This window comes from Lysinibacillus sp. FSL M8-0134 (assembly GCF_038069745.1).
Taxonomy (GTDB): Bacteria; Bacillota; Bacilli; order Bacillales_A; family Planococcaceae; genus Lysinibacillus; species Lysinibacillus irui.
The window spans coordinates 2,114,579-2,129,771 of sequence record NZ_JBBPAJ010000001.1 but is presented as its reverse complement, the minus strand read 5'-3'; the positions used below and the strand labels follow the sequence as shown (position 1 = coordinate 2,129,771).

Annotated in this window: 12 protein-coding genes; 3 read left to right on the top strand and 9 right to left on the bottom strand. The window is 37.9% G+C overall.

The features are described from left to right. Positions 1-37: 37 nt before the first annotated feature. Positions 38-2,065: a diguanylate cyclase domain-containing protein gene (locus MKY49_RS10815; protein ID WP_274797149.1), complete on the bottom strand. Its 2,028-nt coding sequence runs from the start codon at positions 2,063-2,065 to the stop codon at positions 38-40. A gap of 540 nt (positions 2,066-2,605) precedes the next feature. On the opposite strand from MKY49_RS10815, the gene MKY49_RS10810 reads away from it, so the two are divergent. Continuing rightward, a complete protein-coding gene (locus MKY49_RS10810; protein WP_274797147.1) occupies positions 2,606-3,154 on the top strand; it encodes a GNAT family N-acetyltransferase in 549 nt (182 codons plus the stop codon). Between the two features lie 68 nt (positions 3,155-3,222). Here the strand turns inward: MKY49_RS10810 and MKY49_RS10805 are convergent, their stop codons facing one another. Continuing rightward, complete coding sequence (locus MKY49_RS10805) at positions 3,223-4,299, bottom strand: undecaprenyldiphospho-muramoylpentapeptide beta-N-acetylglucosaminyltransferase (RefSeq protein WP_274797145.1); 1,077 nt, start codon at positions 4,297-4,299, stop codon at positions 3,223-3,225. A gap of 171 nt (positions 4,300-4,470) precedes the next feature. On the opposite strand from MKY49_RS10805, the gene MKY49_RS10800 reads away from it, so the two are divergent. Beyond that, positions 4,471-5,817 carry an MATE family efflux transporter gene (locus MKY49_RS10800; protein ID WP_341386196.1) on the top strand — a complete coding sequence of 449 codons (1,347 nt, stop codon included), beginning with the start codon at positions 4,471-4,473 and terminating at the stop codon, positions 5,815-5,817. Positions 5,818-5,856: 39 nt separating this feature from the next. Here the strand turns inward: MKY49_RS10800 and MKY49_RS10795 are convergent, their stop codons facing one another. The 7 genes from MKY49_RS10795 to MKY49_RS10765 form a co-directional block, all read right to left on the bottom strand. Further along, positions 5,857-6,933 (bottom strand): Ger(x)C family spore germination protein, encoded by a 1,077-nt coding sequence (locus MKY49_RS10795; protein ID WP_312506889.1) that lies wholly within the window; start codon positions 6,931-6,933, stop codon positions 5,857-5,859. Further along, entirely contained in the window at positions 6,923-7,948 is a 1,026-nt protein-coding gene (locus MKY49_RS10790) for a GerAB/ArcD/ProY family transporter (protein WP_341386194.1), read from the bottom strand. Before MKY49_RS10790 ends, MKY49_RS10795 begins: the two co-directional genes overlap by 11 nt. Then, entirely contained in the window at positions 7,945-9,378 is a 1,434-nt protein-coding gene (locus MKY49_RS10785) for a spore germination protein (RefSeq protein ID WP_341386193.1), read from the bottom strand. The genes MKY49_RS10790 and MKY49_RS10785 overlap by 4 nt, the downstream gene beginning before the upstream one ends. Before the next feature lie 683 nt (positions 9,379-10,061). Further along, positions 10,062-10,748: a CAP domain-containing protein gene (locus MKY49_RS10780; RefSeq protein WP_341386192.1), complete on the bottom strand. Its 687-nt coding sequence runs from the start codon at positions 10,746-10,748 to the stop codon at positions 10,062-10,064. Positions 10,749-11,192: 444 nt separating this feature from the next. Further along, positions 11,193-12,095 (bottom strand): CobW family GTP-binding protein, encoded by a 903-nt coding sequence (locus tag MKY49_RS10775; protein ID WP_341386191.1) that lies wholly within the window; start codon positions 12,093-12,095, stop codon positions 11,193-11,195. Between the two features lie 70 nt (positions 12,096-12,165). After that, the gene (locus tag MKY49_RS10770) at positions 12,166-13,680 is read right to left on the bottom strand and encodes a lmo1851 family serine protease (protein WP_274797137.1); all 1,515 of its coding nucleotides are present in this window, start codon (positions 13,678-13,680) and stop codon (positions 12,166-12,168) included. 289 nt (positions 13,681-13,969) lie between these two features. Then, complete coding sequence (locus tag MKY49_RS10765) at positions 13,970-14,737, bottom strand: GNAT family N-acetyltransferase (protein WP_341386190.1); 768 nt, start codon at positions 14,735-14,737, stop codon at positions 13,970-13,972. A gap of 140 nt (positions 14,738-14,877) precedes the next feature. Between MKY49_RS10765 and MKY49_RS10760 the strand changes: the two genes are divergently transcribed. Beyond that, complete coding sequence (locus MKY49_RS10760; RefSeq protein ID WP_274797135.1) at positions 14,878-15,156, top strand: translation initiation factor 2; 279 nt, start codon at positions 14,878-14,880, stop codon at positions 15,154-15,156. Positions 15,157-15,193: the final 37 nt, after the last annotated feature.

The window sequence follows — 15,193 nt, the reverse complement described above, 5'->3', positions numbered from 1 at the left end:
AGTCTGTCTCACAAGTTTACCTTGTGGACAGACTTTTTTAATGGCTGCCAGAAATAGAGAGCTTATTTTTCCCCAATTCTTTTGATTTATATAAAGCTTGGTCAGCTAAATCCAATAACTCATCTAGTGTTTGGCCATGATCGGGATAATAAGCAATTCCTATGGAGGCTGTTGGTGAAAAATGATGATCTTCAATGATCCAGCCTAATGCTAATTCATCTCGAATCCGACGAATAATATGCATCATTTGGCTATGTCTTTTTTCTATATCTCTCGTTAACCCCGTTAAGATGACAATAAATTCATCGCCACCTAGACGAATAACCATATCATGACTACGAATCGTCTTGTTTAAGGCATCGCCAAATCGTTGAATAAATGCATCACCTGTGTCATGGCCAAAGCGATCATTTACCTCTTTAAAATCGTCACCATCTAGATAAAGCATAGCTACACATGTCTGATTGTCGTTTGCTTCCACCAGTAAATTCGGAAACTCCTTTTGTAAATAACGTCGATTAGGTAGCTGAGTTAAAGCATCATGATAAGCTAGATACAGCAAATCATTTTCCCGTTCTTTACGATGGGTAATTTCACGAGACACCATCATGATTTGTGACACCTTCTCCCGTTCAGGGTCATGGACAACTGTGACATTGCCCTCCGTCCAAATCGGCGTACCATCTTTCGCCCTCAGTAGTAGCTCAAACTGTGTATCAGTCTGACCAGAATAATTATTAATGAATGATTGCCACTCACTCTTACTTTCTCCATCAATAATGTCACTGTAAAACTGTCCTTGCAGCTCTACATTGTCATAGCCTAAATACATATTATAGGATGGGGATGTATAAATAATGATGCCATCCTCATTCGTGATGACAATTAAATCGTTCGTATTTTCCGTAATGAGGCGGAAAGTTCGTTCGATATTTTTTAATTCCGTGAACATTCTTTTCTTGTCCGTAATATCATAGTTAATGGTTAAAATTTGTTCGATGTCACCAAACTCGTTTTTTAATGGAACAATGGTGGCTTCAACCCAATAATCGGCATGATATTTCGTCCGATAGCATAGCTCCCCCTGCCAAATCTCCCCTGCATTAAGCTTGTCATTTATGCTCTGCAAAAAATCCTGCCCATGGATCCGTGGTTCGATTAATGCATACGGCTGGCCAATTAGCTCCTCTGCACTATAGCCACAAGCCTGTAAAAACATTTCACTTACTTCAGAAATATTGCCTTCATGATCTAATACGGCAATGGCCGTGGCAGAGTTTAATGCAGATTTAAATACATCAAGCCCGTGAGATTTCGAACGTAGTTCTGCTTTTTGAACCGTGAATTGGGTAAAGTCTTGCATGATAAGAAATATAGCAAAAGAATTATCATCCTGCATCACAGGTGATAATGATACTAAATACATTCGTTCCTGTTGGTCCAGCGTGTACAATCTAATGATCTTTTCTGCAACGTTTTCCCCTCTTGCCGCCATTTGTAAGCATAAATTTATTTCTTCCACTTCTTCTTTTGGAACGATTGGTAGATCAACAAACCTTTTTTGCTTGACGCTGTCATTATCTAGTTGGAAACCTTCCATAAAGCTTGCATTCACTTCGTAAATCATGCCTTCAGCAGATAAAATAACCGTAGAGAAAAAGGCATGATCAAACATGGACCGCATAAATAAAAATTTATCTTCAATACTGCGGTCATAAAGAATTTCCTTCGTGATGGCCAAAATATAGTCTTCATTATTATATGTCAATGGTCTGACGGACGTTTCGTATTTACGCACCTCCGACTGAACATATGCATAATCTACATAGTCAACCAGATTATGCTCGCTAATTGCCTGATGATACTTTTTCTGAATGATCGAGAAATTTCGTTTTGAGGTAACAGTCGAAAGCATTTTTCCAATCGCCTCATTGGATAACAGATCTCGAGCTGCTTGGTTTAAGCGAATATATTGATAATCGTCTCCTATTTTTTTCATGAGAAAAACAAAATCCTTGCCAATAAACAATTGATTAAAAAAATCTTCGCTTAAAAGATACTCCATGCTGTCACCTCCAGAAAACCCTTGCAATCATGATAAAAATGTTAGTATGTATCCGTATGTAGAATTAAAATAATACTACTATTATAACATAAAAATAAATAATTACCTTTCTAGAATCAGAAATAATATATCCTTTTTAGGGTAATATTTGATATATTACCTATTCTAGCAAAACTTAAATCCTACTAAAGAAATGGATAAATGATTAATATTAGTTAAAAGTGATAGGATAGACTTAATGTTAAAAAACAACAATAAAATTGATATTACCATCTCCTTTGTCAGAATTTACTGACTATTAAACTTGAATTTTGTTTTTTACGAGCAAAATGATTGCATCAAACAGTTTCTGTGTTATATTATATTTAAAAAACTAGCCTTTTTTCGGTATGGTCGAAATCAGTAAGACAGCGGGAGATTATGGAATATCATAGTTATAACGTCTAGTTCTTTGGGTTTTAATTCCAGTACGAATTTTAGTTTTCTTCTTTATGCTTCAACGGAATTGTTTTAACTACCCTAGTAAAGGAGGCGTTTCGTATGCTTAAACATCGAGACCTGCATGAATGTACAGAGCTTTATGAGCTATTATCACACCCTTCTGTATTCCCTTTTGTCCGTCAGAAAGCCACATCAGCTGATGAATATTGGTTTATGACAAAACAACTGATTGAGGAGGAGGCGAGAGGACTCGCTATCTCGAGGACCATTACTGATGACTGGGGTCAACCAATCGGCACCATTAGTATACACGATGTTGAGGACGGTGCAGGCTTTTTAGGAACGTGGATTGGACTCCCTTACCAAGGTAAAGGTTATAATCAAAAAGCGAAAATGTTATTTTTAAACGAGTTATTTTTTGAATACAATTTCCATACGGTTTTTCTCCGTATACGGGTTGAAAATATAAAATCACAGCGTGCTGCGTTAAAACTCCCTTATGTGATGAGTGCAAACGAAAGCCATCCTACTCTACTAGCACAGGTCAATAGCGGCGAGGCACAATTTAATTTATTTAAAATTCCAAAAGATTTATTCTATCTAACAACAGCACATCAAATACAAGAAGGCGAAGAGCAAGCAATGTAACGCTCTTATATAAGAAGAAGCTATAGGTTTTGTCACATGACATGCCCTATAGCTTCTTTTTATAGCCTTTATTTTTTATATTGTAAAATTAATGACGCCATTTCATCTGGTGTTTTTGGCTTTTGCGTTTTCGCCATCGTCTCCACCATTTCTGCCTTACGCTCTGTTAGAGTATGAACAGATTTCATAAATGATTCCTTTGTTAGCTCTTCTTCCTGTAACACTTCTGCATAGCCTTGTTTTTTAAATAAATTGGCATTTAATATTTGATCTCCGCGGCTTTTTTGTGCAGAAAGCGGCACTAAAAGCATTGGCTTATGAAGCGCCAAAAATTCAAAGATGGAGTTAGAGCCTGCTCGCGACACAATAAAATCAGCTGCATGCAATAAATCAGGTAATTCAGTAGTCACATATTCAAATTGCTTGTAGCCTGGCATCTCTGCTAACGCTTCATCGTAATTCCCTTTACCACATAAATGGATAATATGAAATTGCTTTAAAAGCTCTGGCAAGTTTTTACGCAAGGCCTCATTGAGGACCACTGAGCCCAAACTTCCTCCCATGACAAGTAACACTGGCTTTAAAGTAGAAAAGCCACAGAAAGATAAACCTTTTGCTCTATCCCCTTGAAACAGCTCTGGACGGATAATAGAGCCCGTGCAAGTTGCCTTTTCTTGTGGTAAATGCTTCAGCGTTTCTTCAAAAATCGTGAACACATGTGAGGCAAAAGGCAAAGCAATTTTATTAGCAAGACCTGGCGTCACATCGGATTCATGAATAACGACAGGAACACCCGCGAGTTTCGCTGCCATGACAACAGGGACAGAAACGAAACCTCCTTTGGAAAAGACAACTTGAGGCTTCACTTTTTTCATAATACGAAAAGCCTGCATCATTCCAGCAAGCACTTTAAATGGATCTGTAAAATTTTTCATTGAAAAATAACGACGCAATTTACCACTCGCAATGCCATAAAACGGAACATTGGGAAATGCCTCGCCTATTAATTCTTTTTCAATACCCTGTTCTGAGCCAATATAGTGGACATCATAACCAAGTTCGAGTAAAGACGGGAGTATCGCTTGGTTTAACGATACATGGCCAGCTGTCCCACCACCGGTTAAAATGATTGTTTGTTGTTTCACATGAATTCTCCTATTCCTTAAAAACCATTGTAGTCAGCACTACTTTTTGTTTACAGTGTTCTATTTTACTATATGCTGACGAAAAGATATAGATGAAGCATGAAAAATTCAGCTTTTCTCTCTTTACATATGCTATACTTGTTCATTATGTTCATGAAGGAAGTATAAAACATGTACCAAACATCTACAATCAAGGAAAAATACGCATTACTCTTAAAAATGATTGTCCCTATACTAGTGACACAAGTAGCTATTTATCTCATTTCATTTTTTGATATTTTAATGTCCAGTCGCTATGGGACGGCGGATTTAGCAGGTGTATCGATTGGCTCCTCTATATGGATGCCTATTTATACTGGCCTGTCAGGGATTCTTCTTGCCATTACACCGATTGTCTCACATCTTGTCGGTGCAAAAAAAGAGATGGATGCTAAAAAGGCTGTCCAGCAAGGCATTTATGTAGCCATCATGCTAGCTATTATTATTTTCTCAGGACTCTTTTTTGGCATTGACTGGATACTTAGCAAGATGAGCTTAGAATCCGCTGTACATAATATTGCCAAGGGCTACATTTATGCAATGTGTGCTGGTCTATTACCACTATTCTTATTCTTTGTTATGCGTTGCTTTATTGACGCACTCGGACAGACACGTGTCACGATGATTATTACTTTAATGACAACGCCGATTAATATTGCCCTTAACTATATGTTTATTTTCGGTAAATTCGGCGCACCTGAGCTTGGTGGGATTGGTGCTGGTGTCGCAACAGCCATTACATATTGGCTCATTTTCATGATTACGGTATGGATTATCGCGAAACGAGTACCGTTCGAACGTTTCCGTCTGTTTCACCAATGGCCTAAACTAGAATGGCTGCGCTGGAAGGAAATATTACTCATTGGTGTACCGATTGGCATTTCCTTATTTGCAGAAACAAGTATTTTCTCTGCCGTGACGATGATGATGAGTAACTTTAGCACTGAAATAATTGCAGCCCACCAGATTGCCTTAAATTTCACTTCCCTTTTATATATGGTACCGCTTAGTATTTCCATGGGCGTTACGATATTAGTAGGCTTTGAAATTGGCGCTGGACGCATGCGTGATGCCCGCATTTATAGTTATCTATGTGTAGGAACAGCCATTTTGTTTAGCTTTATTTCTGCTTGTATCCTATTCATTTTACGTGAACCAGTAGCTCATATGTATACAGCAGACAGCATGGTGCTCGAATATGCCGTACAGTTTTTAGTCTATGCGGCGATTTTCCAGCTATCTGATGCGATCCAAGCACCTGTACAGGGAGCTTTAAGAGGATATAAAGATGTGATGATAACATTTATAATGGCCATTATCTCTTACTGGGTAATCGGCTTGCCTGTAGGCTATGTCCTTGCTACGCATACTGATTTTGGCCCATTCGGCTATTGGATTGGACTTGTTGCAGGCCTTACAATGGGTGCTATTACCCTTCTCATTCGCTTACTTATCGTACAAAAAAGAGTGACCGTCTAACGATTAAAAATCGCCTTTTCCTGTTGAGAAAGGCGATTTTTATCGTATAACTCCTGTACGAATGATTTTTACTTGAACTGTCGGCACAAGCTGTAATGATGCAAATTCATCACGCCAGTTTTCTTGAAACATGTTTGGGTGGTAAGCCCGAATATGACGACCTATCCCTAATGTATCTGACTTTTGATTTTGAAGAATGCGTAAAACCTCCTCAAATTCAGCCTGCACACGATCTTGAAACAATTGTTGAACATCTTTGAAAATGGAATCTTTATATAAATGATTTTGGGCAAATTCCTCAATTTCCATGTCTATTTGATAGTCCATCGTGATTCTTCGTAATTCCTCATTCACTGTCCATTTCCTTTTCACATGAATAACATTTGCTGTAATCGGCATTTCTTTTCCATCATGCTTCCACATATAGCTCATTCGTGCTTGTTTACTAGATTGATTCATTAAAAGCAGCATCATTAATGATTGATCTGGCGTTAAGACTGTACCCGTAAAGGTTTGACCTGAAAACAAGGCTAAACCAGCTGCAACCGCATGCTTTTTATCCTCACTTAGCTTGATATATGGAAGAGCAATATCGATTGTCTGTTCAAATAACATTGAGCCAACGGTCTGTAAATCCAGCTTCGGAAAATAGGTATTTTCTTCTGAACTTTCAATAAACCGTTGATAATAGCCTCCTGCACTACCCGATAAATCTTTTGTTAAGTCAATAAACGGTTGAACATCCCCATCTGTTATTGCAATTTTAATGGAAATGGGGTTATGGGGATCACGAAAATAAATATCTAAAATATCATAAAGGGGCTCTTTTACCGTTTGATCCGAAACAAGAATAGTTGATAGTTCTGATAAATCAAGTGTCTGCTCGACATTCAAATTGGCTTTACTACGAACATCCCTTGGTGAAATTCCCTCAGCCATAATAATCTCTGTTTGCTGAGCAGTATTGTTGGGATAGGCATAATAACCTTTATATTCCCCCACACGCCCTTCCACACCAACAAGCGTCACAACGGAAGCATTTTTATAGAGGCGTTCATCCCAACAAGCGACAAGCAGCAAGACGGACAACATCAGTAGAATCCCCTTACGATACACCTTTTCCCCTCCATTTATTCCAATAGATAATGACAATGGGTAACAAAAACGTAAAGACTAAAAATAGATAATGTAAAGAGTTTTTGATTATTTCTATGCTCCGGAATTTAATAACAAAGAGCGGAAGAACAGCTAGCAATATGTGATAGACAACTATACTTCCAATCGGTTTCTTCCTATTTTTCTTCAAATACAGCAAACGAAAAGACAGTCCGAAAATCATGACCGTAACAATCGACCAAGAAAGCCATATATAAACGAAAAAAATATCAAGCCGCTTCACGAATGTGACTTCCTGTGATTTCAAAATATACATAATTGGCTCTGGAATAAGCTTGATCTCCTCCAAACCAAAAAACATTTGCGTAAAAACAATCGACATAAAGAAAAAAATAAAAATGACCAGTTGATAGATGAACAATGGTTTCCCTTTGACCTGTAATTCCTTCTGTACATACGGTCGATAGATGAGGTACATTTCAATTCCAAAATAAGCGTAAGTGCTATGAATGATCCCCGCTATGATTTGTTTATTATTCCACTCAACTGGGAAAAGGTTACTCCACGTTAAGTCAGGTAGCGCTAGCATTAAAAAAATCACAAATAGCAAAATAATCGGCAGTAGCATGACACTCATATTAATGACTGTTTCAGGTCTACTCACATTGGCATAAAGAGATAGTGCAGCAATAATGACTACAACAATCCATTCAGGTGTCTGCGGGAGTACCCATGAGGCTAATACATAGCCCATATAGGCAATTAAAATAGCTGTTAGCAGCAGCCAATAAATTTGATAGATCCATCGAAAGAATGCATTTAAATAGAAATATTGATAATTACGTTTGAAAAATAGGAGTAGACCATAATGTATGACACTACCTACCATAAAGATCCACCAAGCATTCGTCTGACTGCCAATGATTAATGGTGTTTGGAAGGCAATATAAACAACACCTGTCTGTATGATAAATAATAAAAGAAAAAATTGAGCTTTTGAAAGAGAAACATTCATGGTGTATCCTCATTTTTTGCCTGTGCATCCTTTGGCGGCTGAAAGCTAGTAACTTGAACGGATGGCTTAATAAACGGCCAGCGTAAAAAGATTTTAAAGACCGCTTTTGGTTGAAATGGAATGATCGGTGAAAAATACGGCTGTTTTAAGGACGTTAAATTGAGGAGATGAATGAGTAAAATAACAATCCCCACAACAATCCCTAAAAAACCAAACATAGAGGCTAGTACCATAAACGGAAATCGTAGCATACGAATTGTACTATTCAATTCAACGGATGGCACCACATAGCTGGAAATAGCCGTTAGAGCGACAACGATGACCATTAAATTGGATACTAGGCCCGCACTTACAATTGCATCCCCTATAACTAAGCCTCCAACAATCCCGATGGTTTGCCCTACGGATTGTGGTAAACGAATGCTCGATTCTCGAATTAATTCCATAATAATTTCAAGAATAAGGGCTTCGATTAATGGACGATAAGGGATATCCTTTACATCATTTTTCACTTGATTACTTAATTCCAAAGGCAATACCTCAAAGTGAAAGCTAATCACGGCAATATAAAAAGCTGGTAAAAAAACAGCAGTTATAAACGACAGCAATCGGACAATTTTATAAAAGGATCCAACGATTACTCGACCATTGTAGTCGTCTGGTGTTTGATAGAAAGAGAAAAACGTGACGGGTGCAATAAAAGCGGTTGGTGAAATATTCGTCATCACGACAACCTTACCCTCCACTAAATTGGCAACAACCCGATCAGGATGTTCTGTATTTAGCAATTGAGGAAATGGAGACAACACAGAATCCTCCAATGCATCACTTAATTGACCTATACTATAAAAATAGTCGATATCGAGAGACCTAATACGCTTCTCTATCTCACGCAGTGTCTCTGGTTGGATCACCCCATCCATGTAGAGATAATACGCTTTTGTTTTGGTTTCTTTGCCAACCAGAAAAGATTTAACGACAAGCGCTGGATTATTCACCCGTTTGCGTAACAAGGTTAAATTCGTATCGATTCTTTCAATAAAACCTTCATGGGAGCCACGTAGAATATGTTCATTAATAGGTTCTTCAAGATTTCGGTGGACATCGTTGATAATAGAAAGTGTCAGCATTTTCCCTATTTCAGGCAATATAACAATTGTTTCGCCCTGGCATACCCGCTCAATCGCTAGAGGGAGGTCAAAATCTTCTAATGTCGTAATTAAGGTTTCACTCCAAAAAGGCTTTTCTGTATCTAATCGTGCATAAATCGTATCTAATACTTTTTGTACTTCCTTCGCATCAACAAGAGAAGCGTAAAAGCATAAAATAGCTGGGTTTCCTTCATGCCAATCTACCTGTCTGACTGTCAAATCAGATGAATGGTAGAATGCTTTTTGCAGGCTTTTCATCATATATTCCACTTTATCCATAAAACGCCTCCTCTATGGAGAGTATAAGCATTTTTAGCAGTTTTCAAACGCCACTCTTATAAGGGAACAGAGACATAAAAAAAGATGCCCTTAAGGAAAAAGGAGCATCTTGATGGTGTTTTATTTTTTAAAATAAGTCTCGAGATCCTCATACAGAAATGGCGTCCCTTCCATTTTTTCATGTTGGTTATGCAAGGCTAATTTCTTCTCACCCTCTTGTGTCAAGAGAAGCGCGCATTTTTCCTTGATATACGCTCCTATTTGGACGAAAAGCGCTCTTAATACGTTAGTATTAGCTCCTATTTAGTTGAAAGATGCTCGATTACCTTGGTTCCTGCTCCTATTTAGAGGATAGGCGCTCCTTTTACTTTGCTACCCGCTCCTATTTTGATGAAAGGTGCTCCTTTTACTTTGCTACCCGCTCCTTTTTGCGGGAATACCGCTCTTATTTCCTTGGTTCCCGCTCCTATTTGGTCGAAAAGCGCTCTTATTAACCTAATACCCGCTCCTATTTAGAGGATAGGCGCTCCTTTTACATTGCTACCCGCTCCTATTTGAAGAAATCCGTTCTAATTACTTTGCCATATGCTACTTTTCTAGAAGGTAGCTCCCCATTAAATCAACAAAAAAAATGCTCTATAAGCCTCGGCAGACTTATAGAGCATCTTTCTTTAAACGGTTGATTATTTTTGGATAAATTGTTGTGTCCAGTAGTTACCTGATTTCACGTAACCTACCCCGATATGTGTAAAGTTACCGTTTAAGATATTCGCACGGTGACCTGGTGAGTCCATCCATGCTTGTACTACCTCTTGTGGTGAACGTTGACCTTGGGCAATGTTCTCACCAGCAGCTTTGTAAGTGATACCTAAAGCTTTCATACGATCAAATGGTGAACCGAATGTTGGACTTGTATGTGAGAAATAGTTTTTACTTTGCATATCTTGTGATTTTTCACGAGCTGCAGCCATTAATTTTGCATCAGTTTGAAGTGGTGATAAACCTGCTTTTGTACGTTCTGCATTTGTTAATTTAACTACTTCTTGTTCAAATGCGTTTACATCTGAAGTTGTTGTAGATGGTGTTGTTGTAAATGGTGTTGTTGCTGGTTTTTCATTTTGTGATGGTTGATTATTATTTGGTGTCGGTTGTGTATTATCATTTGTAGTTGGCGTCTCTTTAGATGGTGTAGATGCCTGTGGTAATTGAATGTTCCACTTATGATTGTTTGACCATTTATAATAATAAACATTACAGTTCGTTGACTGCTTTACGGAATTCCCTTCTGTTGTATTAGTAGCAGCAGAAGCTATTTGAATTGGAGCTGCTAATAGAAATGTTGCACAAATTGCAGTGAGTGTTTTTTTCATGTTTGCAATTCCTCCTTCTCTGCCATTAATCGTAAGGGATGATTTTCTTTAAATTCCTACCATCATTTGCTAACTACGCCAACAAGGAAAGAAATGCGCGAAAAATCGGGTTTTTTTTACCCTACTTTTTAGTAGGTTTCTCCAATCTATGAAATACTTACGTTTGAAAGAGGGTTGACACTCCTCTTAAACTAGTAAATATTTTCGAAAAACAGCATTTAAAATGAATAAAAAATGTATGTTTTATGCAACCGATCCTATTCCTCATTTTTTCATTTCAATTGTTGAATAGAGCTAGAGATGGCTAGCATTGATAGCTGATAGCCATTCTAATATTACAGTTATGTTACAAAGGCGTTACATTTCATTTACATAAAAATAAAAGAACCTGCGTAAAACTACACATGACCTATATGTGTAAAAATGCGCAGGTTAACATTTTATTTAATTCATCCCAATAACAGGTAGTGAACCAACATTCTCTCCAATGATGACAAGTTTTGCTGGCATTTTAATATACTCGGGCAGCCATTGTACCATCCCATAAGCGTATTGGAACAGCATCGGATTTTTGATGCCCTCAATTGGTACATAGCCTTTCATACGGTAAATCGTTTCAGGTAATGTTCGAATCCAATCTTCAAACTGCTCCTGAGAAAATTCCACATCCGTGAATTCTACTAAGCGTGAGCCAAGCTGCATGGAGGCAATAGGTGCTTTGACAATGTCCGCTTTATCAGCCTGTGTCGTTGCCTTTAATCCCTCTAATAAATGTAGTGGTACACGCCCATTTGTTGTTTGCAAAATAAAGGCATGTGGGTTTAAGCCCTGGAGCTCGTAGACGACCTGACCTTGCTCCACCTCTGTTAATAAATCTGTTTTATTTGCCAATAAGAGATGTGCATGGCGAATTTGTTCCATAAATAAAGAACGTACTTGCGGTGTTAGCGTTTCACGATGGAGCCAAAGCTTAGAATCAGCTACTGTGACAATGCCTTTGACATTAAGCTTATCAGCAAAAAGGGGTGAATACACAGCATCTAATGCTTCCACGGGATGTGCTGCACCTGTTGTTTCAATAATTAACACATCAAAATCACTATCTAATAGAAGAGATTGAATTTGCGCCTCCGTTTTTTCAGCACCTGAACAGCAAATACAGCCTTCTAGCATCTCTTTAAGAGGAATATCTTTTTCTACTGCCTGTGAGTCAAATGGTAACTTCCCAAGCTCATTCATAATGACTGCTGGCTTTAAGTTTTTTTCTTTTAGTTGGCGAATGACATCTGTGAGCATTGACGTTTTGCCACTCCCTAAAAAGCCACTAAAAAGGTATACATCTTTCATCTTATTCGTCCTCCTATAAAAAAAGCTGTCGCAGATGCCGTGAAAGACGACTGCTGCGACAGCTACACTGTTAGTTTGTTGATTCCTCAGTTTTTTCAGCTGTTCCTAAAAGAAGCTCTTTGGCTTTTAATAACTGTGGATCATCCGCTTTCATTTTCGCACGTAAAGCATCCATTAATGCGTACGTTGTATTACCAGTTAAAATACCTGTTTGTTCAAGGTTATTCGCTGCTTGTAGTTCTTCTACAGCACGCTCTGTATTGTCATCAAAAATGCCATCGACCTCACCAGGCTCATACCCTAATACTTGAAGCATCTCCTCTGCTGCTTTCACAGAGTCAGATTGTAAACCTGCCTTCATTTCAATAGAGGCATTCAAGTATGGTAAAGAGGCATAAGATGGGTAAGCCACTTTGACATCAGGCTCAATCCCTTTTTCATTAATCCAGTTACCTTTAGGCGTTAACCATTTGCCTGTTGTAAATTTCAGATTAGAGCCATCTTTTAATGGTGTCACATTTTGAACAGTACCTTTACCGAAGGATGTTTCACCTACAACTTTGGCACCAACAGATTCTTTTAAAGCACCTGCTAAAATCTCTGAAGCAGAAGCACTACCATTATCGACAAGCACTGTGATTGGTAGATTATATTTCTTCCCTGCAATAGCGTTTGTGATTTGTGGCTCTGCATTTTTTTCTTGAACCTGAACAATCGCCTTGCCCTCTGGTACAAAGAAGTTAGAAATATCTACTGCAGCTTTTAAGTAGCCACCAGGATTTTGACGTAAATCTAAGACAATGCCCTTCATGCCTTTACCTTCGTATTCAGCAAGGATTTTGTCAAGCTCTTGGGCAGTTTGTTCACTAAATGATGTAATTTGAATATGGGCAATATTGCCATCAAGCATTTCGCCATACACTGTTTCCACTGGGATATCATCACGAACAATTGTCATGTGAATAGGCTCCGTATTTTCTCCGCGTTTCACTGTTAATTTCACAGGTGTTCCTTTTTCCCCGCGAATGAGTGCCACTGCTTCCGTTGCACTGAAGCCTTGAATGCTTTTCCCATCAACCGTTAAGATGATATCTTTTGGTAATAAGCCTGCCTTTTCAGCAGGAGAATTTTTGATAGGTGACACAACTGTAATATAACCATTACGTTCTTGAATTTCAGCACCAATTCCTTGGAAGCTAGAAGATAAGCCAGAATTAAATTGGTCGGCCTCTTCCTTCACCATAAAGTCAGAATATGGATCTCCTAATGCATCAAACATACCATTGATCGCACCGTCGACTACTTTTTCATCATCAATATCTTGGTAATAGTTATTTTTCAGTAAATCAAATGCTTCATATAATTTTGTAAATTCCGCACGTTCAACCGGAACTTTCACTTCCACTACTTTCTTATCACCAAATGTTAACGCAAAAATCGTTAAACCTGCCGTGATAAGAATAGTAAAGAACATGAGCATGATAAATTTAAACGGTTTCAGTTGAATAAATTGTCCTGCCGGCTTTATTTCAGCTGGTGTCGATTCCTGCTGCTGTTCTGTACTTTCTTTTTTCTGTTCATCCATCTTGATTGTCACCACTCTCATTTACACTAACTTGTTGTCACACTACTACCATCTTAACAGGTTATACAGAAGACGAAAAGAAAAAGACTGTCAAAATTTCATGACAGACCATGTCCAATCATGCTTCATCCTATCTAGTAATCTAGCACCTATTCACCTAAGTTTAGACATATAATGGTACTGCCTTTTAATTTTACTCATTTCCTAGTAGCAGTCAACAAAAAACTAAAAGAAACATAGAAATGCTATAAGAATATAACGTGCAAGAGAGCAAAAAAGTTGCACCTCATTAACTATTCATTAATTTTTGCAGTTTTTTATAGACCGAATGGACGGTTAATCGATGAAAGGTAATAAGTTGCCCTTTATAAACGACAGAAAAAATGCCATATGGAGTAGGCGATTTTTCCATCAGATCCTCTCTATTTTGAAGGTCAATCAGATCTGGTATCAATCCTAATTTATTCGCCGCTACTTGAATGTTATCTGTAGCTACTTCAACATAGGGGCATTGAAACGAACGCAAAATAGTTAGGTTTTGAAATTTCGCCAATCGTTCCTTCCAGTTATTAGGAAAGTAGGGCAAATCAATATTTTCTTGTAATGCAAACATTAATAATTCGAAATCATAAGGTGCTGTTGCAATACATTGAAATTGGTGCTGTAAAAATAAATCCTTGCTCGGTGTCCAGGATGTTTGATCATTCGATAGGACGACTACTCCTTTTTTCCCTCTCTTTTTGGCATCCTCTAAACATTTTTTCAGTAATTGTGTTCCGTAACCCTTGCCCACTGCACTCACCCAGAGACAATGAATAACTACAAAGCCATCAGCATAAACGACCCTCGACGAGTACTCCGCATCTGCATACTCAATAAAACCTACTTGTTTACCATTTTCAAGTAGCTGTATGTAGTGTAAACCTTTTTCAAATTGTTGATTGAGCCATTTGTTTTTGTTTAGATAGCCTGGCGAATTCTTTTTGCTCCGTAAACAGAAACTGCCCATTCCCTCTAACCATTCTCCGTTCATTTCAAGCATTTCTACCTGTGACATGGCATTTCCTCCAATAATGATTTCTGCTAATTTTACCATTATTGGTGAATGATTCAAATAGCATTATCGTGAACGTGAATCGCCTTTTCTTAAGCTTACGCATATGATGCTAGTAATGACACATGTAAGGAGGAAAAACAATGGGGAGAAATAATAAACAAAACCAAGGCAATGAATCCATAGAAATTTACGCGGCTAAGCTATCTTATATTGGTACAGCCATTTCAACACTAGGGGATGGCTTACAGACCATTGCAGCTGGTCTTGTACTAGAAGCGCTCCAAAACGCGAACAATGATTCTTCTCAAAATAATAATGGCAACGGGAATGGCAATCAAACAGTGAAAATAGATAATATGCAGAAACAAATTGATTATTTAATTACTGAGCTTAAACAAATTAAAAAAATGTTAAAATAACCCTTTACATAAAGAAAAAGTGTTGAAGACGTTTTGC